This is a genomic window from Kitasatospora indigofera (assembly GCF_014655955.1).
Taxonomy (GTDB): Bacteria; Actinomycetota; Actinomycetes; order Streptomycetales; family Streptomycetaceae; genus Kitasatospora; species Kitasatospora indigofera.
This window is the reverse complement of the sequence record NZ_BNBO01000010.1, coordinates 1-21,415: the sequence shown is the minus strand read 5'-3', so window position 1 is coordinate 21,415 and position 21,415 is coordinate 1. Positions and strand designations below refer to the sequence as shown.

Annotated in this window: 14 protein-coding genes and 1 pseudogene; 9 read left to right on the top strand and 6 right to left on the bottom strand. The window is 76.7% G+C overall.

Annotated features, from left to right (window positions below):
• Positions 1–58: 58 nt before the first annotated feature.
• A pseudogene (locus tag IE329_RS42180) lies at positions 59–460 on the bottom strand (M23 family metallopeptidase); the annotation flags it as partial.
• A 598-nt stretch (positions 461–1,058) separates the two neighbouring features.
• Entirely contained in the window at positions 1,059–1,955 is an 897-nt protein-coding gene (locus IE329_RS11805; RefSeq protein WP_190210822.1) for an esterase/lipase family protein, read from the bottom strand.
• A 387-nt stretch (positions 1,956–2,342) separates the two neighbouring features.
• Here IE329_RS11805 and IE329_RS11800 point away from each other — a divergent pair, with 387 nt between their 5' ends.
• The gene (locus tag IE329_RS11800) at positions 2,343–2,750 is read left to right on the top strand and encodes a cobalamin B12-binding domain-containing protein (RefSeq protein WP_190210917.1); all 408 of its coding nucleotides are present in this window, start codon (positions 2,343–2,345) and stop codon (positions 2,748–2,750) included.
• 114 nt (positions 2,751–2,864) lie between these two features.
• On the opposite strand, the gene IE329_RS11795 is transcribed toward IE329_RS11800, so the two are convergent.
• On the bottom strand, positions 2,865–4,565 hold the full coding sequence (locus IE329_RS11795) for a DUF5691 domain-containing protein (RefSeq protein WP_190210821.1): 1,701 nt from the start codon (positions 4,563–4,565) through the stop codon (positions 2,865–2,867).
• A 157-nt stretch (positions 4,566–4,722) separates the two neighbouring features.
• Positions 4,723–6,048, bottom strand: a complete 1,326-nt coding sequence (locus IE329_RS11790) for an SWIM zinc finger family protein (protein ID WP_190210820.1) — start codon at positions 6,046–6,048, stop codon at positions 4,723–4,725.
• Positions 6,049–6,272: 224 nt separating this feature from the next.
• On the opposite strand from IE329_RS11790, the gene IE329_RS11785 reads away from it, so the two are divergent.
• The 5 genes from IE329_RS11785 (at position 6,273) to sucD (ending at position 13,858) form a co-directional block, all read left to right on the top strand.
• The gene (locus IE329_RS11785; RefSeq protein WP_190210819.1) at positions 6,273–7,385 is read left to right on the top strand and encodes an ATP-binding protein; all 1,113 of its coding nucleotides are present in this window, start codon (positions 6,273–6,275) and stop codon (positions 7,383–7,385) included.
• A gap of 34 nt (positions 7,386–7,419) precedes the next feature.
• Positions 7,420–10,011 (top strand): DUF5682 family protein, encoded by a 2,592-nt coding sequence (locus IE329_RS11780; protein WP_229927371.1) that lies wholly within the window; start codon positions 7,420–7,422, stop codon positions 10,009–10,011.
• 190 nt (positions 10,012–10,201) lie between these two features.
• Positions 10,202–11,449: a VWA domain-containing protein gene (locus tag IE329_RS11775; protein ID WP_190210818.1), complete on the top strand. Its 1,248-nt coding sequence runs from the start codon at positions 10,202–10,204 to the stop codon at positions 11,447–11,449.
• Positions 11,450–11,787: 338 nt separating this feature from the next.
• On the top strand, positions 11,788–12,960 hold the full coding sequence (sucC, locus tag IE329_RS11770; protein WP_073924243.1) for an ADP-forming succinate--CoA ligase subunit beta: 1,173 nt from the start codon (positions 11,788–11,790) through the stop codon (positions 12,958–12,960).
• 16 nt (positions 12,961–12,976) lie between these two features.
• On the top strand, positions 12,977–13,858 hold the full coding sequence (gene sucD, locus IE329_RS11765) for a succinate--CoA ligase subunit alpha (RefSeq protein ID WP_190210817.1): 882 nt from the start codon (positions 12,977–12,979) through the stop codon (positions 13,856–13,858).
• A 187-nt stretch (positions 13,859–14,045) separates the two neighbouring features.
• Here the strand turns inward: sucD and IE329_RS11760 are convergent, their stop codons facing one another.
• Positions 14,046–16,232 (bottom strand): LuxR C-terminal-related transcriptional regulator, encoded by a 2,187-nt coding sequence (locus IE329_RS11760; RefSeq protein WP_190210816.1) that lies wholly within the window; start codon positions 16,230–16,232, stop codon positions 14,046–14,048.
• A gap of 135 nt (positions 16,233–16,367) precedes the next feature.
• Here IE329_RS11760 and IE329_RS11755 point away from each other — a divergent pair, with 135 nt between their 5' ends.
• Positions 16,368–18,023 carry a cell division protein PerM gene (locus IE329_RS11755; protein WP_190210815.1) on the top strand — a complete coding sequence of 552 codons (1,656 nt, stop codon included), beginning with the start codon at positions 16,368–16,370 and terminating at the stop codon, positions 18,021–18,023.
• A gap of 45 nt (positions 18,024–18,068) precedes the next feature.
• Here IE329_RS11755 and IE329_RS11750 read toward each other — a convergent pair whose 3' ends face one another.
• On the bottom strand, positions 18,069–18,764 hold the full coding sequence (locus IE329_RS11750; protein WP_190210814.1) for a hypothetical protein: 696 nt from the start codon (positions 18,762–18,764) through the stop codon (positions 18,069–18,071).
• Between the two features lie 325 nt (positions 18,765–19,089).
• Here IE329_RS11750 and purN point away from each other — a divergent pair, with 325 nt between their 5' ends.
• Together purN and purH are read left to right on the top strand one after the other, a co-directional pair.
• Positions 19,090–19,743 (top strand): phosphoribosylglycinamide formyltransferase, encoded by a 654-nt coding sequence (gene purN / locus IE329_RS11745; RefSeq protein ID WP_229927370.1) that lies wholly within the window; start codon positions 19,090–19,092, stop codon positions 19,741–19,743.
• Positions 19,740–21,320 (top strand): bifunctional phosphoribosylaminoimidazolecarboxamide formyltransferase/IMP cyclohydrolase, encoded by a 1,581-nt coding sequence (gene purH, locus IE329_RS11740; RefSeq protein ID WP_190210813.1) that lies wholly within the window; start codon positions 19,740–19,742, stop codon positions 21,318–21,320. The genes purN and purH overlap by 4 nt, the downstream gene beginning before the upstream one ends.
• Positions 21,321–21,415 lie beyond the last annotated feature (95 nt).

Genomic DNA, 21,415 nt, shown 5'->3' with positions numbered 1-21,415 from the left:
CGGTCGGCGGGCGTGCGGCGGTGCGGGCGTGCGGTCGGCGGGCGGGCGCCGAGCGGGTTCAGCGCGGGTCGAGCCCCTGGCCGAGCAGCCAGGGCAGCGGGTCGATCGGGGCGCCGCCGTCCGGGCGGACCTCGAAGTGCAGGTGCGGGCCGGTGCTGTTGCCGCTGCTGCCCGAGTAGGCGATCACGTCACCCGCCTTCACCTGGCCCTTGCGGACCTTGTAGGTGCGCAGGTGGCAGTACCAGGTCTCGGTGCCGTCCGGGGCCTTCACTATGGCCATGTAGCCGTACGCCGAGTTCCACTGGGTGCGGACGGTGCCGTCGGTGACGGCCATCACCGGTGTCCCGCCCTGGACGGGGAAGTCGATCCCGGTGTGCCGCGCGGTCCAGTGCGTACCGGCCTCGCCGTAGGTGGCGCTCAGGCCGTGCAGCTCCACCGGCAGCGACACCTTGGGGCGCTCCGGGACGGGGGCGGGGGCCGGCGCGGTCTCGGTGGGCGCCGCCACCGGCTCCTGGGCGGACAGCGGGGGACGCGCCTCGCCGCGGGCGGCGCGCTCGGCGTCCGTGCCGCCGGCCGCGTCGGGCGACCGGCCGTCGTCCGGGGCCGCGGCCGGGGCGGCCTCGGTGGCGGGCCCGGCGACCGTCGAGCGGTCGGCGTCGCCCCGCACCGTGACGGCGGCGGCACCGGCCACGCCGAGGGCGGCCAGCGAGGGCAGCGCGACACCCAGCAGGGCCGTGCGGGTGGCGGCCTTCGCGGCGCCGCGGCGCTCCGCGCGCGACTGTGCGCGGGCGGCCACCCGCAGTTCCGCGCGGGTGGGGCGGACTGCGTCAGCCATCGGGCGCTGCCTCCTGGTGATCCTCGGGTGAGGGGGAAAACAGGCGAGACTGTAGCCGCCCTGGCCGAGTCCGGACAAAAGTCCGGATGTCAAGGGGGCTGACGGCCATTCAGGCAGCCGGATCGCCCCGCGGCTGTGGCGATGGCGTGTCGGTGCGGTGCGGCGGGCGTGTCCTGCGGCGCTCGGGGGCCGTGGCGTGGTGGCCGGGAGCGGGCCCCCGGGGTCAGGCCGACAGGCGGTCGGCGGGCGGATCGGCCGGGGGCCGCTCCGCCGGTCCGTCCGGCTGCCGTTCGGGCCGTCCGGACCGGTGCCCGGCCTCCGCGGCGGACAGCACCCGGCGCACCCCGTCCACCACCCGGCGGTCCACCGGCAGCGCCACGTGGCCGGCCCCCGGGACCATGACGTTCTCGGCCGCCAGGTCGGGGTGGAGCAGCCGGCCGTTGCGGGCGGGCAGCACGACCTCGTCCAGCTCGCCCCAGAAGGCCGTGAACCGGGTGCGGCAGTGCGCGGCCGGCCGCCGCAGTTCGGCCAGCAGGTCGCTGCCGGGCCGCATCTGCCGGGTGATCGGGAACGGGTTGGGCAGGTGGGCGGCGAGCGTGCCCTCGTGCGGGGCGGCCAGGGTGATCACGGTCGGCACGTGCTCGTCGCCGCCGAGGCGCTGGACGTAGTACCGGGCGATCAGACCGCCCAGGCTGTGCCCGACCAGGGCGACCGGCGCGCCCCGGTGCGCCCGCCGGGCCCACTCCACGTGCCGGCCGAGCAGCACGGCGGCGGTCCGCACGTCACTGGTGAGCGGGGAGTGGTTGAGGGCGTGCAGATGCGTCCAGCCGTCCCGGCGCAGGGCCCGCAGCAGGGGGTGGAAGACCGCGCGGTTGTCGGCGAAGCCGTGCAGGAACAGCACCGGCCCGGGGTGCGGCCGGCCGGCCGTGGCGTCGTCCCCGGGCGCGTCCCCGGGCCCCGGTGGCGGCCCGTCGTGCCGCGGCGGGCAGGGGCGTCCGGCCGCCGGGCGGGGCTCGTCGCCCACGCCGGTGGGGTAGCGGACCAGGTGGCCGGCGATGGCGGCGGCCTCGGCCCCGGCGCCCCGGACGGCGTCGGCGGCTCGCTGGAAGGGAACGGACATGCGGCGGCTCCCCGGGGTCGGCGGCGGGGGCGGGGCGCCCGGTCGGGCGGAGCGGGATGGCGGGACGGGTGGCCCCGGCGGCCGGCCCGGGAGCGGCGTCCGCGGGCCCGGGCCGGTGGCGGGTACCCGGCGCCCCCGGTCGTGCGTCCCGGTGGTGCGGGTGGTGGGTACGGCGGGGCCCGCGCGGGCACGCGGGAGCCCGGTGGGCGGAGGGTGGGGCCGCGGCGAACGCGCGGTGCTGTGATTTTCCCCTCCCTTGGAAGGGCGAAACGACCAACCGGCCCCCTGGGCGCTAACCTCCCCTCAGGTTTAGTTATCGATGGTTAACAACACCCGGACCGGACACAATCCGGAGGGGTGGTGGACAACGTCGTCCAGGAGGCAGTGATGGGTGTGTCAGGGCCGATCCGCGTAGTGGTGGCCAAGCCGGGGCTGGACGGTCACGACCGTGGTGCCAAGGTGATCGCCCGCGCGCTGCGCGACGCCGGCATGGAGGTCATCTACACGGGCCTGCACCAGACGCCCGAGCAGGTCGTGGACACCGCGATCCAGGAGGACGCGGACGGCATCGGCCTCTCGATCCTCTCGGGCGCCCACATGACGCTCTGCGCGCGGGTGCTGGAGCTGCTCAGGGAGCGGGACGCGGCGGACATCAAGGTGTTCTGCGGCGGGATCATCCCCGAGGAGGACATCGTCGAGCTCAAGGCGCTCGGGGTCGCGGACATCTTCACCCCGGGCACCCCGACCCGGGACGTGGTGGCCTGGGTGGAGGCCAACCTGCGGGCCGCGAGCTGACGGCCGCACCCGCCCGGCTTCGGTAGCCGCCGGCGGGTCGCCGGCGGAGTGCCTCCGGCGGCGCCCGCCTCCTTCCCCGGGTGTTCGCAACCGTCCCCGGCCGGGCCCCGGGGCTCAGACGTCCAGCTCGGCCAGCATCGCGGCCCGGAAGCGCAAGGTCCCGGCGAGCCGGGCGAAGGTCTCCGCCCAGGCGGTGTCCGGCGCGGCGTCGGACGCCAGGGCCTCCACGGCGGGGGCGGCCTCCGGGGCGAGCGCCCGCTCGGTCATCCCGAGGACCCCGCTGTGGCTCCAGGGGTACGTCCCCGAGCGGGCGGCCCGCTCCAGGGCCGCCACCACGGCGGTGGAGAGCGGGGGCGTCCACGGGGTGGCGCACGCCCCCAGCAGCTGGAAGGCCTCGCCCAGCCCGTGCGCCTGGATGAACGCGGCCGTCCAGGCCGCCCGCTCGGACGCGGGCAGGACGGCGAGCAGCTTGGCGGGCGCCCCGGCGGTGCGGGCCGTCCGGCCGTCGCGCCCGGGCCTGGGGGTGGGGCCGAGCAGCGCGCGGGCCCAGTCGGCGTCGTGCTGGCGGACGGCGGCCCTGGCCCAGCCCTCCCGCAGGTCGTCCGTCCAGGTGCCGTCGGCCTGGCCGGCCCCCTTGCCGTCCGGGCCGGCGTCGCCGACCGGCAGCCCGAGCAGCCGGGCGGGCGTCAGGCCGGTGTCGTCCGTCCAGGTGCGCAGCGGGGTGGCCGCGACGATCTCGCCGAACCACCAGGCGCGCTCGCCCCGCCCGGTCGGAGACTTGGGGGCCACGCCGTCGCGCTGCATCGCGGCGTCGCACTCGGCCGGCGGGGTGACCAGCAGCGCGCGGCCGGTGCCGGCGAGCCGCACGGCGGCCCGGGCGCGCTCGGCCATCCGGGTGGCGAGGGCGGAGCCGGGGAGGGTGGAGAGCAGTTCGGCGGCCGTCGCGCGGACGTTCTTGCTGCGGTCGCCGAGGGCGGCCTCCAGGAAGGGTTCGTCGGCGGGGGAGAGGCCGTCCTGGAGGGCGTCCAGGAAGAGCAGGCGGTCCTCGGCCCGTTCGGTCGTCCAGGTGCCGCGCAGCAGGTCGAGCCCGGCGGCCGGGTCGGTGCGGCGCAGCCGGGTCAGGTGGGTGACGCGCTCGGCGAACAGGCCCTCGTGCCAGATCCGGTGCTCGTCGCCCGGGGCGGCGGGGTCGCCCGCGGTGTCCGGGGAACCCGTGTCGCCTGCGGTGCCCGTGTCGCCTGCCCCGCCCGTGCCGGGCGCGTCCGTGGCGGTGCGCAGGACGAAGCGCCAGTCGGGGTTCCGCTCCGCCAGCCAGCGCCCGAGCGGGCCGGCCAGGGCGACCACGTCGCCGCGCAGTTCGCTGCGGGCACGAGCGCTGTCCAGCAGGGCGGGCACCAGCGCGGCGGGCGGGCGCAGGCCACGGGCCCGGGCGGTGGCCAGCCACTGCGGGAGCAGTTCGGTGAGGTTGGCCAGGGTGCCGCCCGCGCTGCCGGAGCGGCCCTCCAGCAGGACGGTGAGCCGGCGGGCGGCGGCCACCGGCAGTTCGGGCCGCGGGTCGGCGGGGGCGGCGGCGGCCCCGCCGGACGGCCCGGTGGCGGGCCTGGCACCGGCCCGGCGGCGGACGGCGGTGAGGGCGGCCAGCTCCAGCAGGGCGGTGGCCGGGTCCGTCCGGTCGACCGCGGTCGCGGCGGCGACCAGGGCCGGTGATCCGGCGGGCGCGGGGAGCGGGCGGCGGTCGGTGCCCAGCAGGGCGGTGGTCCGGAGCTCCTCCCAGGCGTCGGCCTGGGCGGCGGGTTCGGTTCGGGTGGCCGTCACGTGCGGGCTCCTGAAGGGGTGGTGGCCGGGCCGGGGCCGGTCGGCTGCGGGCACGGCTGTGGCTGGGGCAGTCGCGGTGGCTGCGTCTGTCGAGGGGGCTCGCGGGCTCGCGGTTCGGGCGCCGGCTGTCGCGCGGGCGGCCGGCGGCCGCCCGGCCCTACTGGGTGAGGCCGCTCGGGCGGCCGTGCTCGTCCCAGACGGTGACGGGGGTGAAGCCGCGGTGGCCGCACTCGCCGAACAGCGTGACGGGCCGGCCGCCGGAGACGGCGGCGAGCCGCCAGAGGGCCGGTTCGGGCAGGCCGGCCCGGTGCAGCCGCAGGGTGTGCCGGCCGTCGGTGAGGTGCCAGCCGTCGATGTCGTGGACCGGGATCACCCCGGTCAGCACGGTGGGCCAGGACTCGGTCCACGGGTCCTCGGCGACGGCCGCGCCGTACCCGGCCAGCGCCTCGGCCGGGGAGACCCCGGCCGGGACGGCGTCGCCCGAGGGCTGCGGCGCGCCGTAGCGGGTGCCGAGGACGGCCCGCAGCGGGCGGGCGCCGGGGTGGAAGGCCAGTTCGGCCTCCAGCACCTGGCCGGTGGGCAGGGCCAGGTCGGGGGCCTGGCCGGGGCGGCCGAAGGCGAGCAGCAGGGCCGGGCGGCCGGTCTTGGCGCCGCGCAGCCAGAGCCGGCGGGTGGTCAGCCGCTCGTCGGGGGTGTCGCGCACCCCCAGGACCTGCCAGCGGTCCCGGACGGTGGGGCCGGTGAGCAGTTCGGCGGTCTCGGTGGTGAAGCCGACCCGGGCCCGGACGGTGGCGCCGAGCGCTTCGGGCAGTTCGTCGACCCGGCCGTAGGCGGTGGCCAGCAGGTGCAGCATCGCGTACTCCTCCAGCAGGTCGCCCTGCGCGGTGTGGTCCAGCTCCCGGACCTTGGTGGCCAGGCCGGGGGCCTGGGCGTCGACCATCCGGGCGGCGACCTCCTCCCAGCCCGGCCGGCCGGCGCCGGTGTCGGCCAGGCCGTGCCGGACCCGGTCGGCGAGCCGGAGCCGGAGCTCCTGGGCGCCGGCCGCGACCCGGGCGGAGCGCTTCTCGGCCCGCCGCCGCGCGGCGGCCGGGTCGGCGGCGGCCGCCTCCGCCTTGGCGGTCCGCCGCTCGGCGGCCTGCTCGGTGCGCTCCTGGCGCTCCTTCAGCCAGTCGGCGGCCCAGTCGGCGGGCTCGGCGCCGGCCGGGACGGCCTCCGGGCTGCCGCTCCACAGCAGGAGCAGCCCGAGGGCGTGCTTGCAGGGGAACTTCCGGCTCGGGCAGCTGCACCGGTAGGCGGGCGTGGTCAGTTCCACGACCGTCCGGTACGGCGTGCTGCCGCTGCCCCTGCACTCGCCCCAGAGGGCCGATCCGTCGGTGCCCGCACCCGACCAGGGTGCGGGCGAGGACAGCTTGCCCGCCGCCTTGCGTGAGGGGGCGTCAGGCGCCAGGGACAGGACGTGTTCGGTGCTCCAGCGTTCCTCCATGGCCACGACGCTAGGGGGAGGGACTGACAACGCGGGCCGCCGAACTGATCGCCGGTCAGCCGCCGGCGCCGGTTGTCAGTGGCGGGGTGCATGGTTGTTCGAGCAGGCCGGCGGGGCCCATTCCGCCGGCCGGACGACATCTGCGCCGATGCTCCCCATCGATCACCCCGCCGCCCGCGACCCCTGCCACGGGTGTGTCCGGCGGCAGACCAGAAGGAGCCCTCATGACGACTGCGACGACTGCCGGGACGGCCACCGCCGAGGTGCTGCGGGAGCACGCCGAGGACGCGTTCGCCGCCGAGCTGGCCGCGCTCGCTGCGCAGGACGACCGCCCGCGCCCGGAGCGCTGGCGGCTCTCGCCGTGGGCCGTCGCCACCTACCTGCTGGGCGGGGCCCTGCCCGACGGCACCGTGATCACCCCCAAGTACATCGGCCCGCGCCGGATCGTCGAGGTCGCCGTCACCACCCTGGCCACCGACCGGGCGCTGCTGCTGCTCGGGGTGCCGGGGACGGCCAAGACCTGGGTGTCGGAGCATCTGGCGGCCGCCATCAGCGGGGACTCCACACTGCTCGTCCAGGGCACGGCCGGCACGCCCGAGGAGGCCGTCCGGTACGGCTGGAACTACGCCCAGCTGCTCGCCCACGGCCCGAGCCGGGACGCCCTGGTGCCGTCCCCGGTGATGCGGGCGATGGCCGACGGCAAGATCGCCCGGGTGGAGGAGCTGACCCGGATCCCCGCCGACGTCCAGGACAGCCTGATCACCATCCTGTCCGAGAAGACCCTGCCGGTGCCCGAGCTGGGCGGTGAGACCCAGGCGGTCCGCGGCTTCAACCTGATCGCCACCGCCAACGACCGGGACCGCGGCGTCAACGAGCTGTCCAGCGCGCTGCGCCGCCGGTTCAACACGGTGGTGCTGCCGCTGCCCGCGACGCTGGACGAGGAGGTCGACATCGTCACCCGCCGGGTCGGCCAGCTGGGCCGCTCGCTGGACCTGCCGGAGCTGCCGGGCGGGGCGGAGGAGATCCGCCGGGTGGTCACCGTCTTCCGCGAGCTGCGGGACGGCGTCACCGCCGACGGGCGGACGAAGGTGAAGACGCCGAGCAGCACCCTGTCGACGGCCGAGGCGATCTCGGTGGTCACCAACGGTCTGGCGCTGGCCGCGCACTTCGGCGACGGCGTGCTCCGGGCCGGCGACGTGACGACCGGCATCCTCGGCGCCGTCCTGCGCGACCCGGTCGCCGACCAGGTGGTCTGGCGCGAGTACCTGGAGGGCGTGGTCCGCGAGCGCGAGGGCTGGAAGGACTTCTACCGGGCCGCCCGCGAGAACGTCCGCTGAACCCGACCGACGGTCTTCGAGGAGAGGAGGCGCGATGAGCGCAGAGGTGACGCTGCTCGGCGTCCGGCACCACGGCCCGGGCTCGGCGCGCGCGGTGGCCGCCGCGCTGGAGCAGCTGCGGCCGGACGTGGTGCTGGTCGAGGGCCCGCCGGAGGCCGATCCGATCATCGGCCTGGCCGGTGACAAGGAGATGGTCCCGCCGGTCGCGCTGCTCGCCCACGCGGTGGACGACCCGGCCAGGGCGGCGTTCTGGCCCTTCGCGGTCTTCTCCCCGGAGTGGGTGGCGGTCCGGTACGCCCTCGAAGCCGAGGTCCCGGTCCGGTTCATCGACCTGCCCGCGGCGTACGGCCTCGCCACGGAACCGGCGGGGGGCCAGGACCCGTCCGAGCCGTCAGGGGGAGTGCCGGGGGGCACTTCTCCGGACGGCCGCCCGGGCCCGGCCCTCCCGGCGGGCGAGGGGCCGGCCGGTGACCGTCCGGCGGGTGACGCCCCCGACGGCGTGCTCCCGGCCGGCGGACCGGCCGGCGGCGACCCGATCGGCGCACTGGCCGCGGCGGCCGGCCACGACGACGCCGAGCGCTGGTGGGAGGACGTGGTCGAGCACCGGGCCCCCGGCGCGGACGCGCTCGCGCCCTTCACCGCCGTCGCCGAGGCCATGACGGCGCTGCGCGAGGACGGTGGCGCCGGGCGGCGCGACGAACTGCGCGAGGCGTACATGCGCCAGCAGGTCCGGGCCGCCCGGCGGGCCGGGCACCGGCGGATCGCCGTCGTCTGCGGCGCCTGGCACGTCCCGGCGCTGGCGACGATGCCGACCGTCGCGCACGACCGGGCCCTGCTGGCCACCCTGCCGAAGAAGGTCCGCACCGAGATCACCTGGGTGCCCTGGACCCACCGCCGGCTCTCCCAGCACACCGGCTACGGCGCGGGCATCGCCTCGCCCGGCTGGTACCACCACCTGTTCAGCACCGACGGCGACCCGCTCGCCCGGTGGATGACGATGGCCGCCGACCTGCTCCGCCAGGAGGATCACCCGGTCTCGTCCGCGCACGTGATCGAGGCCGTTCGGCTGGCCGGCACGCTCGCGGTGATGCGCGGCCGCCCGCTGGCCGGGCTGACCGAGACGCTGGACGCGGTCCGCTCGGTGATGTGCGACGGCTCGGACGTCGCCCTGGCCCTGGTGCACGACCGGCTGGTGATCGGGGACGCGCTGGGCGAGGTGCCCGACGCGGCCCCGGCGGTGCCGCTCCAGCGGGACCTCACCCGGCTCCAGCGGACCTTGCGGCTCAAGCCGGAGCCCGAGGCCCGGGAGCTCGACCTCGACCTCCGCAAGGAGAACGACGTCGCCCGCTCACGGCTGCTGCACCGCCTGCGGCTGCTCGGCGTCGACTGGGGCACCCCGAGCCGGTCCGCGGTCAACTCCACCGGGACCTTCCGGGAGAGCTGGCGGCTGCGCTGGGAGCCGGAGTTCGCCGTCCGGATCGTGGAGGCCGCCCAGTGGGGCACCACGGTCGAGGACGCGGCGACCGGCAAGGCGGTGGAGACCGCCGCCCGGGCCGGCGAACTCGGCGCGCTGACCGGGCTGGTGGAGCGCTGCCTGCTGGCGGGCCTGTCGCGGGCGCTGCCCGCGGTGATGCAGGTGCTCGCCGACCGGGCCGCCCTGGACACCGACGTCGCCCAACTGGCCGGTGCGCTCACCGCGTTGGTCCGCGCCCTGCGCTACGGGGACGTCCGGGGCACGGACAGCGGCGCACTGGACGCGGTGGCCAGGGGGCTGGCCGAGCGGATCTGCGTCGGTCTGCCGCCCGCCTGCACCGGCCTGGACGCGGAGGGCGCGGCGGCGATGCGGCGCTCGGTGGACGAGGTGCACACGGCGATCTCCCTGCTGGAGAACGCCGCCGGCCCCGGCCCCGACCGCACCCCCGACACCGCTCCTGACCACACCTCCGGCACCGGCCCCGACGCCGCTCCCGACCCCGCTCCCGACAACGACGCGGCGATCAGCCGGGCCGGCGGGCCCGACGGCGCCGCCCGCCCCGCCGCCGACGCGCTCGCCGACCGCTGGGCCGCCACCCTCGGCTCGCTGGCCCGCCGGGAGCCGGCCGGCGGCGCGGCGACCGGCGTCCCCGGGCTGCTCCGCGGCCGGGCCGTGCGACTGCTGCTGGACGACGGCCGCCTGGACTCCGCGGAGGCGGGCCGCCGGATGGGCCTGGTGCTCTCCACGGCGAGCGCCCCGGCGGACGCCGCGGGCTGGGTGGAGGGCTTCCTGTCGGGCGGCGGCGCCCTGCTGCTGCACGACGCCCGGCTGCTGGGCCTGCTGGACGCCTGGCTGGCGGGCGTGCCCGGTGAGGTCTTCACCGATGTGCTGCCGCTGCTGCGCCGCACCTTCTCCGCCCTGGAGGCCGGCGTGCGCCGCACGGTCGGCGCACAGGTGGCCGCCGGCCCGCTCGGCGCCCCGTCGGCCCGGCCGGCCGGCCCGGCGGCGGACCTCGACGAGGAACGCGCCGACGCCGCACTGCCCACCGTGGCCCTGCTGCTCGGCCTGGCCGGGCCCTCGCCGGCCGGCCCCGGCGGGCCCGGCGACGGCCTGCGGCTGATCCCCCGGCAGGCCGACCGCCGCAGCGCCTGAGCCGGCGGGGCCCGGCCCCCGGAGCGGCCGGGCCGGCCGGGCGTCCCGCTGCCCAGAACCTCCGCTGCCCCGAAGCCCCGCTGCCCCGAAGCCGCGAGGCCCCGAAGCCGCGAGGCCCCGGCGACGCGACGTCATGAGGACCTGCGTCCGAGGTCCCGTCAGAACGAGATCCCGTCAGAAGGAGTGCCCGATGTCCGTCACACCCCAGCTCACCGGTGCCGGTGACGGCACCGCCGCCGGCACGACGGCCGGCACCGCGCCCGGCACCCGTCCCGACGCGGACGCCGAGCGGCTGCGCCGCTGGCGGCTGGTGCTCGGCGGCGACGCCGACGGGACGGGCTGCCGCCTCTCCGGCCGGGACGCCGCGATGGACGGCGCCCTCGCCGCCCTCTACCGGGGGGAGGCCGGCGAGGCCGCCAGGCCGGGTGCGCGCAGCGCCGGGCTGGGCGGGTCGGCGCCGCAGGTGGCGCGCTGGCTGGGCGACATCCGCGAGTACTTCCCCAGCTCGGTCGTCCAGCTGATGCAGCAGGACGCGATCTCCCGGCTGGGGCTGGTGCGCCTGCTGCTGGAGCCCGAGATGCTGGAGGCCGTCGAGCCGGACGTCCACCTGGTCGGCACGCTGCTCTCGCTGAAGCACGCGCTGCCCGAGACCACCCGGGAGACGGCCCGGGCCGTGGTCGGCAAGGTGGTCACGGACCTGGAGCGCCGGCTGGCCGACCGGACCAGGGCCACCCTCGGCGGGGCGCTGGACCGCAGCGCGAAGGTCAACCGCCCGCGCCACCGGGACATCGACTGGGACCGCACGATCCGGGCCAACCTCAAGAACTACCTGCCGGAGGCCGGCCCGGACGGGCGCGGCACGGTCGTCCCCGAGCGGCTGATCGGGTACGCCCGGGCGCAGCGGGCGGTGAAGAAGGACGTGATCCTCTGCATCGACCAGTCCGGTTCGATGGCGCCGTCGGTGGTCCACTCGGCGGTTTTCGGCGCGGTGCTGGCCTCGATGAAGACGCTCGACACCCGGCTGGTGGTCTTCGACACCTCGGTGGTCGACCTCACCGAGCAACTGAGCGACCCGGTGGACGTGCTGTTCGCGACTCAGCTCGGCGGCGGCACCGACATCAACCGGGCGCTGGCGTACTGCCAGTCGCGGATCACCCGGCCGTCGGAGACGATCGTGGTGCTGATCAGCGACCTCTACGAGGGCGGCATCCGCAACGAGATGCTCAAGCGGGTCGCGGCGATGAAGGCCTCCGGGGTCCAGTTCATCGCCCTGCTGGCGCTCTCCGACGAGGGGGCCCCGGCGTACGACCACGCGCACGCGGCCGCGCTGGCCGCCCTGGGGGCGCCCGCCTTCGCCTGCACGCCGGACGCCTTCCCGGAGATCATGGCGGCCGCGATCGAGAAGCGGCCGCTGCCCGTCCCCGACCTGCAGAACTGAGCGGCCGGATCGGAAATTCACCCGGAAGGGTGAACCGGATCCGACCTCACCGGAGGCCGCCGGGCGCGGTGAGCGGCACGCCCGGCACACCGTTGCGGGGCCGTTGTGACGGTTCTCACCAAACCCGTGCCGGTCCCGGGCGAAACACGCCCGTCGTACGGGGATAACCTGCCAGACGGACGTGACGCGCGTGTTGATTGACGTGTGCGCCCGTGGCTGTGTGGGCCGCAAGGCCGTATCTCTGCGTACCTGCACCGCCTCGACGACCCGCAGCGAAGATCCTGCCGTGGCACGCTCGTAGAGACACAATCCGCGACCACGAACAAGGACGAACACACGTGGACCTGTTCGAGTACCAGGCGAGGGACCTCTTCGCCAAGCACGGTGTACCCGTGCTTGACGGGGACGTCATCGAGACCCCCGAAGCAGCTCGTGCCATCGCCGAGCGCTTCGGTGGACGCGCCGTCGTCAAGGCTCAGGTGAAGGTCGGTGGCCGTGGCAAGGCCGGCGGCGTCAAGCTGGCCGCCGACCCGGCCGACGCGGTCGCCAAGGCCGAGGCGATCCTCGGTATGGACATCAAGGGCCACACCGTTCACAAGGTGATGCTGGCCCAGACCGCGGACATCAAGGACGAGTACTACGTCTCGTTCCTGCTGGACCGCACCAACCGCACCTTCCTGGCCATGGCCAGCGTCGAGGGCGGCGTGGAGATCGAGGTCGTCGCCGAGGAGAACCCGGACGCACTGGCCAAGATCCCGGTCGACGCCAACGAGGGCTGCACCCCGGAGAAGGCCGCCGAGATCGTCGCGGCCGCGAAGTTCCCGGCCGAGGTCGCCGACCAGGTCGCCGACGTCCTGCAGAAGCTGTGGAAGGTCTTCATCGCCGAGGACGCGCTCCTCGTCGAGGTCAACCCGCTGATCAAGTCCGGCGAGGGCAAGATCATCGCGCTCGACGGCAAGGTGTCGCTGGACGAGAACGCCGAGTTCCGTCAGCCCCACCACGAGGAGCTCGAGGACAAGGCCGCGGCCAACCCCCTTGAGGCGGCGGCGAAGGCCAAGGGCCTGAACTACGTCAAGCTCGACGGTGAGGTCGGCATCATCGGCAACGGCGCGGGTCTCGTCATGAGCACCCTGGACGTCGTCGCCTACGCCGGTGAGAACCACGGTGGCGTCAAGCCCGCCAACTTCCTCGACATCGGTGGCGGCGCCTCCGCCGAGGTGATGGCGAACGGCCTGGAGATCATCCTGGGCGACACCGACGTCAAGTCGGTCTTCGTCAACGTCTTCGGCGGCATCACCGCGTGCGACGCGGTCGCCAACGGCATCGTGCAGGCGCTCGCGCTGCTGGAGGAGAAGGGCGAGGCCGTCACCAAGCCCCTCGTCGTCCGCCTCGACGGCAACAACGCCGAGCTGGGGCGTCAGATCCTGACCGACGCCAACCACCCGCTCGTCGAGCAGGTGGACACCATGGACGGTGCGGCCGACCGCGCCGCCGAGCTGGCCAACAAGTAAGGGAGAGGACTGAATCATGGCTATCTTCCTTACCAAGGACAGCAAGGTCATCGTCCAGGGCATGACCGGCTCCGAGGGCATGAAGCACACCCGCCGCATGCTCGCCTCCGGCACCCAGATCGTCGGCGGTGTGAACCCGCGCAAGGCCGGCACCACCGTTGACGTCGACGGCACCGACGTGCCCGTCTTCGGCACCGTGGCCGAGGCCATCGAGAAGACCGGCGCCGACGTCACGGTCATCTTCGTGCCGCCGAAGTTCACCAAGGACGCCGTCGTCGAGGCGATCGACGCCGAGATCGGCCTCGCGGTCGTCATCACCGAGGGTGTCCCGGTCCACGACTCGGCCGCCTTCTGGGCGTACGCCGGCTCGAAGGGCAACAAGACCCGGATCATCGGCCCGAACTGCCCGGGCCTGATCAGCCCCGGACAGTCCAACGCCGGCATCATCCCGGCGGACATCACCAAGGCCGGCAAGATCGGCCTGGTGTCCAAGTCCGGCACCCTGACCTACCAGCTCATGTACGAGCTGCGCGACATCGGCTTCTCCTCGGCCGTGGGCATCGGTGGCGACCCCGTCATCGGCACCACCCACATCGACGCCCTCAAGGCGTTCCAGGAGGACCCGCAGACCGAGATCATCGTGATGATCGGTGAGATCGGCGGCGACGCCGAGGAGCGTGCGGCGGCCTACATCGCCGAGCACGTCACCAAGCCGGTCGTCGGCTACGTCGCGGGCTTCACCGCCCCCGAGGGCAAGACCATGGGCCACGCCGGCGCCATCGTCTCCGGCTCCTCGGGCACCGCCCAGGCGAAGAAGGAGGCCCTTGAGGCCGCCGGTGTCAAGGTCGGCAAGACGCCGTCCGAGACCGCCCGCCTGGCCCGCGAGCTGATCGGCTGACCGAAGCCGGTCGGCAGTACAGGCTGATCGGGCGCGGCGGCCCCGGCCGCCCCGCTCGCGAGGGCGCCCCTCCCCGGACACGGTCCGGCGAGGGGCGCCCTCGCGTCGTCCCGGGGCACAGGCGCCCGGGCCTGCCGTGCCCGGCTGCCGCGCCCGGGCCACGGCGGCCGGAGCACCGGCGTCCGGGTCACCGCATCGCGGCCGCGCGGAGCGGTGCCGCGAGCGGCGGTACCGACTGCGGGCGGGCGGCGCACGGACGCGGGGTCAGCACCGTGCAGCGGGCGGCCGCCGCCCCACCGGGCCCCGGCGGACCGGCCGCGTCCGTCGAACCCCGGGCACCCGGGCCCACCGGCCCCCAGAGCGAGAGCGCCGGCAGCGGCGGCGGGCCCAGCACGGCGGCCCGGCCCGGCGCGGAGCTGCACCAGGCGGTCCGCAGGCCCGGCGGCGCCCCGCCCGGCGCGGCGGGCCCGGCACTGCCGTTCTGCGCGTTGGTGCAGACCGGGTGCGGCACCGGCGGGGACGGCTTGAACAGCTCACCCGGCCCCGCGCCGAACAGCGTGGCCGCCACGGCGGCCGCCATCACCACGGTGACCAGCGCCGCCCCGCCGGTCCGCCCGGCGGTCCGGAGCCGGTGCCGGGCGCTCAGCGCGGGGACCGGCGGCCGGTGCGGTTCCGGGCAGCCGCGGACGCCCGCCCGGTGGAGCAGGACGCTGAGGCGGTCGCCGAAGCCGGGTTCGGCCGGGTCCGCGCCGACCAGCCCGGGCAGCGCGGCCGCGAGCGCCACCCGCGCGGCCAGCACCCGGCCCTCGGCGGCGGCCGTGCTCGACTCCATCTCCACGGCCACCGCCGCGGCCGGCAGCCCGATGCCGTCGTGCAGCACCAGCGCCAGGCGCTGCGGCCGGGAGAGCCGCCGCAGCGCCTTGAGCAGGGCCCGGTCCTGGTCCGACAGCCGGTCGTGGTCCGGCAGGACGGCCTGGCCCTCGTCGGCCGGCCGGACGGCCGGACGGCGCCACGGCAGCCGCCCGGCCGCGGCCCGGCGCCTGCCCGCCCGGCGCCAGGGGGAGAGCGCGGCCTCGCAGGCGCGCGCCCGCACCCAGGCCTCCGGGGCGGGCAGCCGCGACACCTCGGGCCAGTCCTGCAGTGCGGCGCCGAAGGCCAGGTGCACGCAGTGCAGGGTGTGGCGGCGGGCGCCGGTGAGCAGGAAGACCTGTTGGACCAGCCGGGCGTACGCGGACTCGTACAGCTCCTCGAAGTCCGGATCCACCGCGACGGCGGTGGCCTCCGCGGGCTCCGCGACCGCCCCGGCCTCCGCTGCCTCCGTGGCCGCCGCGACCGCCCCGGCCGCCGCAGGCCGTACGGCGGGCCGGGCGGCAGAGGTCCGCCCGGCATCGTCACCGGCATCGGCCGTACCGGCCGCACGGGCCGGGCCGGCGGTACCGGCGGAGTTCAGCCCTGCGGGCTCGGGCCGGGCGGCATTCGGCCGAACGGGCTCGGCCGGGGCGCCGGCCCTGCCCACCGCAGGCCGTCCGGTCGTGCGGGCGTCGGCCGGGCGGGGACCGGTCTCCCGGCTCCCGGCTTTCGAGGCCCTGGGCTTCGGGTCGGCCGGCTTCGAGCCGCCGGGCTTCGGGGCCACGGTGCCGGGGGCGCCGGCCGCCGGACGTCCGGTGCCCGGCGCCTCCGCCTTCGCGCCGGCGCCCCCGGCCGCGCCGTCCCGCTCCGCCCCCGCCTTCGCCGGACCCTCCCGGCCCGGACCCTCCGCCGCCGGTCCCTGCTCCTTCGGCCCTTGCTCCTTCGGCCCCCTGCCCCTCGGCCCGCGCTCGGCCGGGCGGCCCTTCACCGGGACGTCCTCCGGCGCCCCCGTGCCGGGCCGGGCCGCCGTGGTGCCGGCCCGGCGCGGGGCCGTCGTGGTGTCACCGGACACGGGCTCACCTGTGGTGGTCCCGGCGGGAGCGGACGGGGCGTCGCCGCCCCCGGCCGGGCCGTGGGCCAGGTCGCGGGCCGGGTCGGGGGCGGGGGCCGGGGCCGGGTTCGGGGCCGAGACCGGCGCGCCGAGCAGGGCGGCCGCGGTGGCGGCGGCCTCCTGGGGGGAGCGGGCGCCGATCTTGCGCATGGTCCGGTGCAGGTGGGTGCGGGCTGTGGCGGGGGCGATGCCGAGGGCGGCCGCCAGCTGGGCGGCGTCGTCCCCCGCGGCGAGGCGGGCCAGGACCTGGGCCTCACGCGGTGTCAGCAGCCCGAGCAGCCGGGACGGGTCCGGCTGGGAGCGGGTCCGGCCGCCGGTACGCCTGGCGCGGCGGCCCTTGGCCGGGGCCGGCTGCTCGACGGCGTTCTCGGCGGGGCGCTCGGCGGGGCGCTCGGCCGTGGGTGGTGTGGTCATCAGACCCTCCGGGCCGGGGTGGCGACGACGGCTTGGTGACGGGGTCTGAAAATGCGCATAAGCCAATAATCTGGGACACGGCGACGGTTTGCCTCTTCACGGGGCAGGGCGAGTCGCCTTGGCACCATGAGGCGCATGACGCAGCTGATGGGCCGTCCGATCCTGGATCTGCCGGGCGAGCTGAGCTCCCGGTCGGTGCCGGCCGACCTGCTCGCCGGGGTGCGGACGGCACTCCTGGGGCTCGCGGCGGTGGCGGTACCGATTCTCGGCCTCTGGGTGGTGACCCCGTACGCGGACGACACGGCGGGCGGAGCCGCCCGGCTGGCCGGCACCGTCTGGCTGCTCGGGCACGGCGGTCCGCTCGGCCGGGGCGGCTCGGGGGCACCCCTGACCGTCACGCCGCTGCTGCTCACGCTGCTGACCGCCTGGCAGCTGCACCGCGCGGGCCGGCGGGCGGCCGGCGGCCCGCCGCCGGCGGGTACGGGGGCGCGTGCGGGCGGCCGGGGCGGGGCGGTGGCGGTGGGCGCCGGATACCTGATGGTCGTGGCGGGGGTGGCGCTGCTGGGTGCGGGCGGGGGGACACCCGGCCCCGCCGGGGCGGCCTTCCGGGCCCGGGTGCTGCCGGACGTGCTCGCGGCGGCGCTGCTGGTGGTCGTCGCGGTCGGTGCGGGCGTCCGGTCGGCGCGGCCCGCCGGCGCGCCGGGGTACGGCTGGTCCGCACGGTTCGTCCCGGCGCCGGGGCGGCTGCCGGCCTGGATCTGGCCGGCGGCGCGGGCGGAGACGGCGGCGGTCGTCCGGCGGGCGGCCCTGGCCGGGGCGCTGGGCCTGGTCGGGGCGGGGGCGCTGCTGGTCGCCACCTCGGCGGTGCTGGACGCCCTGGCGGGCGGCCGGCCGTTGCCGCCGGCCGGTGGCGGGGTGGCCGGTGTGCTGGGACTGTCGCTGCTCTGCGCGGTGCTGCTGCCGAACGCGGTGGTGTGGGGCGCGGCCTACGCGCTGGGGCCGGGGTTCGTGGTCGGCACGGGGGCGGTGGTCGCCCCGTCCGTGGCGATGTCCGGGCCGGTGCCGGCCGTTCCCCTGTTCGAGTTGCTGCCCGCCGCGGGGGAGGGGGGCTGGCGCTGGCTGGCCTGTCTGCTGCCGCTGCTCGCCGGGCTGACACCGGCCGTGCTGCTGGGCCGCGCGGCGGCGGGCCGGGGAGAGCCGGCGGGGCTCGCGTCCTGGGGAGCGGAGGAGTCCCGGGGCCGGCTGGACGAGGCCGATGAGGCTGCTGAGGCCGGCGAGGCCGGCGAGGCCGTCGAGGGCGCTGGGGAGAAGGACGACGGCGGCCTGGCGACCGGGCCGGCCGCCGCCGGGGTCTGGCACCCGGTGGCGACGGCGGCCGTGGCGCTGGCCGTGGCCCTGCTGGTGGCGGCGGTGGTCGCGGCGGGCGGCCGCATGGCGGGCGGTGCGCTCGGGACGGGGCGGATGGCGCAGCTGGGCCCCGTCCCCTGGCAGGTGGGGACGGCGGCGGCCGGCTGGTTCGCGGGGGTGGGCGTGCCCGGGGCCCTGGCGGTCCGTGCCTGGCTGCTGCGGGGCGGGGCCACCTCGACGCACCCCGCCGAGGACGGGGTCACCACCGCCGGGCCCGCCGGTGCCCCGGTCCGGGCCGGCCGGCCCGACGGCGTGCGGTGGCGGCCGGCGGGCGCGGCGGCGCCGGCGGGGGCACTGGGCCGGGAGCTCGGCGTGCGGGTGGCCCGGGCCCGGGCGGCGGCCTACGGACTGGTGCTCCGGTGCGGACCGCGCCCCCGGCCGTAGCCCGGGAGCGGCCCCGGCCCCACAGGCCCGGCCGGGCCGGGCGCCCTACCTGTTCGGGTTGTTCATGTTGACGTACCACTTCGGTGCGAGCTGGCTGCAGTTCTGCTCGGCCGTCGCGGTGAGGGCGTCCTTCACGCAGGTGTGGTAGTCGGAGTAGTACATGGTCAGCCCGATCGAGCAGAGGGTCACCATCACGGCGACCGCGCCGGTGAACAGCCCGGCGAGGGCGGCCGGGCTCTGCGGGCTGCCGACGCCTTCGGCCGGGCCGAGGGTGGGGCCGAAGCCCGGCCGGGTCGCGGCGGCGGGGCCGGCCGGAGCGGTGGTCCGGGCGGCATCGGCCTGGGCGGCCGGCTTGGGGGTGCCGCGCAGGGCGCCGACGGCCCAGTAAACCGCGAGCGCGCCGAGGAACAGTGCCACGTAGGGGATGCCGGCGAGGGCGCAGACCAGGGCGGCCATGCCGGCCATCAGGGCGTTGCGGGCGCGCCGCTGGGCCGGGTCGTTGGGGTCGGGCTTCGGCTGCTGCGGCGCCGGCTGCGGGTGCCAGGGGCCCTGGTAGCCGGGGCTCCACGGGTGCGGCGGGGGCACCTGGGGGTGCTGCTCCTCGCCCTCGGGCGTCTCGGGGGCGTCGGGCTTCCCGCCGGCCGGGGGCGGCGGCGTACGCGGCTGCCACGGCTGGTCCGGAGCGTCCGCCGGCGGCGGCGCGAAGGGGTTGCGCTCGCCGGTGTTGTCGCCGCTGCTCATGGTGTCAGCCAATCCTTCTCGGTCGGTGGGGCCTGCCTGCCCGCCTCCAATGATCCCGCAGGCGTCCGGGAGGCCCGCGGCGGCCTGCCGTCGCGGGTGCGGCGAGATCCCGGTCTCAGCTACGCGCGTAGCGGTATCGGGCCGGTTCAGGACCCGCCGGAGCAGCCGTTATCGTGGTGACGGTCAGCAATCCCCATCGGTTCCCGGAGCCCGCAGCGCAGCGGGAATTCCGCCGTTCCGACCCGCTCGACCTGCCGTTCGTAGTGGCCCCACCACCGGTGGACGTACCAGCGGGCGGCGCACCGAACCTACGGAGAATCGCGCAGTGGCCTCCGCCAAAGTGTTCCCGCCCCGTACGCCCGGACCCGCCCGTCTGGTGGTCCTGGTCTCCGGTTCCGGCACCAACCTGCAGGCCCTGATCGACGCGGCCGCCGACTCCGCCTTCGGCGCGGAGATCATCGCCGTCGGTGCGGACCGGGACGGCATCGCGGGCCTGGAACGCGCCGAGCGCGCCGGCCTGCCGGCTTTCGTCCACCGGGTCAAGGACTTCCCCGCCCGGGCGGACTGGGACCGCGCCCTCACCGAGGCCGTCGCGGAGCACCGGCCCGACCTGGTGGTCACCGCAGGCTTCATGAAGATCCTCGGCCCGGAGTTCATCGCCGCCTTCGCCGGCCGGATCGTCAACACCCACCCCGCCCTGCTGCCCGCCTTCCCCGGCGCCCACGGCGTCACCGACGCGCTCGCGTACGGCGTGAAGGTCACCGGCTGCACCGTCCACCTGGTCGACGCCGGCGTGGACACCGGGCCGATCATCGCGCAGGGCGTCGTGGAGGTCACCGACGCCGACCATGCCGATGGCGGCGACGCGCTGCACGAGCGCATCAAGACTGTCGAGCGCCAGTTGCTCGTCGAGGTCGTGGGCCGGCTGGCCCGCGAAGGCCACCGTATTGAAGACCGAAAGGTATGGATCCCGGCATGAGCGCCGCCGCCAGCACCACGCCGCTTGTCTCCGAAGACGTCCGCCCGATTCGCCGCGCCCTGGTCAGCGTCTACGACAAGACCGGCCTGGAGGAGCTGGCCCAGGGCCTGCACGCCGCCGGGGTCGAGCTGGTCTCGACCGGCTCGACCGCGGGCCGGATCGCCGCCGCGGGCGTCCCGGTGACCGAGGTCTCCGAACTCACCGGGTTCCCCGAGTGCCTCGACGGGCGCGTGAAGACGCTGCACCCCCGCGTGCACGCCGGCATCCTCGCCGACCTGCGGCTGGAGTCGCACCGCGCGCAGCTGGCCGAGCTGGGCGTCGAGCCCTTCGACCTGGTCGTGGTGAACCTCTACCCGTTCAAGGCGACCGTCGCCTCGGGCGCCACCCCCGACGAGTGCGTCGAGCAGATCGACATCGGCGGCCCGAGCATGGTGCGCGCCGCCGCCAAGAACCACCCGTCGGTGGCCGTCGTGGTCGACCCGGCCCGCTACACCGACGTGCTGGCCGCCGTGGCCTCCGGCGGGTTCGACCTGGCCACCCGCAAGCGCCTGGCCGGTGCCGCGTTCGCGCACACCGCCGCCTACGACGTCGCGGTCGCCTCCTGGTTCGAGGCCGGCTACGCGCCGAGCGACGCCGCCTTCCCCGAGTTCCTGGGCGCCACCTGGGAGCGGCAGAACGTGCTCCGGTACGGCGAGAACCCGCACCAGGGCGCCGCGCTGTACAGCGACGGCACCGGCGGCCTGGCCGGCGCCGAGCAGCTGCACGGCAAGGAGATGTCGTACAACAACTACGTCGACACCGACGCCGCCCGCCGCGCCGCCTACGACCACGCCGAGCCGGCCGTCGCGATCATCAAGCACGCCAACCCGTGCGGCATCGCGACCGGTGCGGACGTCGCCGAGGCGCACCGCAAGGCGCACGAGTGCGACCCGGTCTCCGCGTACGGCGGCGTGATCGCGGTCAACCGCCCGGTCACCGTCGAGCTGGCCGAGCAGATCGCCCCGATCTTCACCGAGGTCGTGGTGGCCCCGGCGTACGAGGACGGCGCCGTCGAGGTGCTGGCCCGCAAGAAGAACATCCGGGTGCTGCGCGCCCCCGAGGCGCCGGCCGGCCGCCAGGAGGTCCGCCCGGTCTCCGGCGGCGTCCTGCTCCAGGAGACCGACCGCATCCACGCCGAGGGCGACGACCCGTCGACCTGGACGCTGGCCGCCGGTGACGCCCTGTCGGCGGAGGAGCTGGCCGAGCTGGCGTTCGCCTGGCGGGCCTGCCGGGCCGTCAAGTCCAACGCGATCCTGCTGGCCAAGGACGGTGCCTCGGTCGGCGTCGGCATGGGCCAGGTCAACCGGGTCGACTCGGCCAAGCTCGCGGTCGAGCGGGCCGGCGAGCGCGCCAAGGGCTCGTACGCCGCCTCGGACGCGTTCTTCCCGTTCGCGGACGGCCTGCAGATCCTGATCGGCGGCGGCATCAGGGCCGTCGTCCAGCCCGGTGGTTCGATCCGCGACGAGGAGGTCGTGGCCGCCGCGACCGAGGCCGGCGTGACGATGTACCTGACCGGGACCCGGCACTTCTTCCACTGAGCACCCGTCCGGCCGGTGCCCCGCACCGGCCGGACGCCGCACGCCGGAACGCGGAAGGCCCGCACCCCCGGGATTCCTCCGGGGGTGCGGGCCTT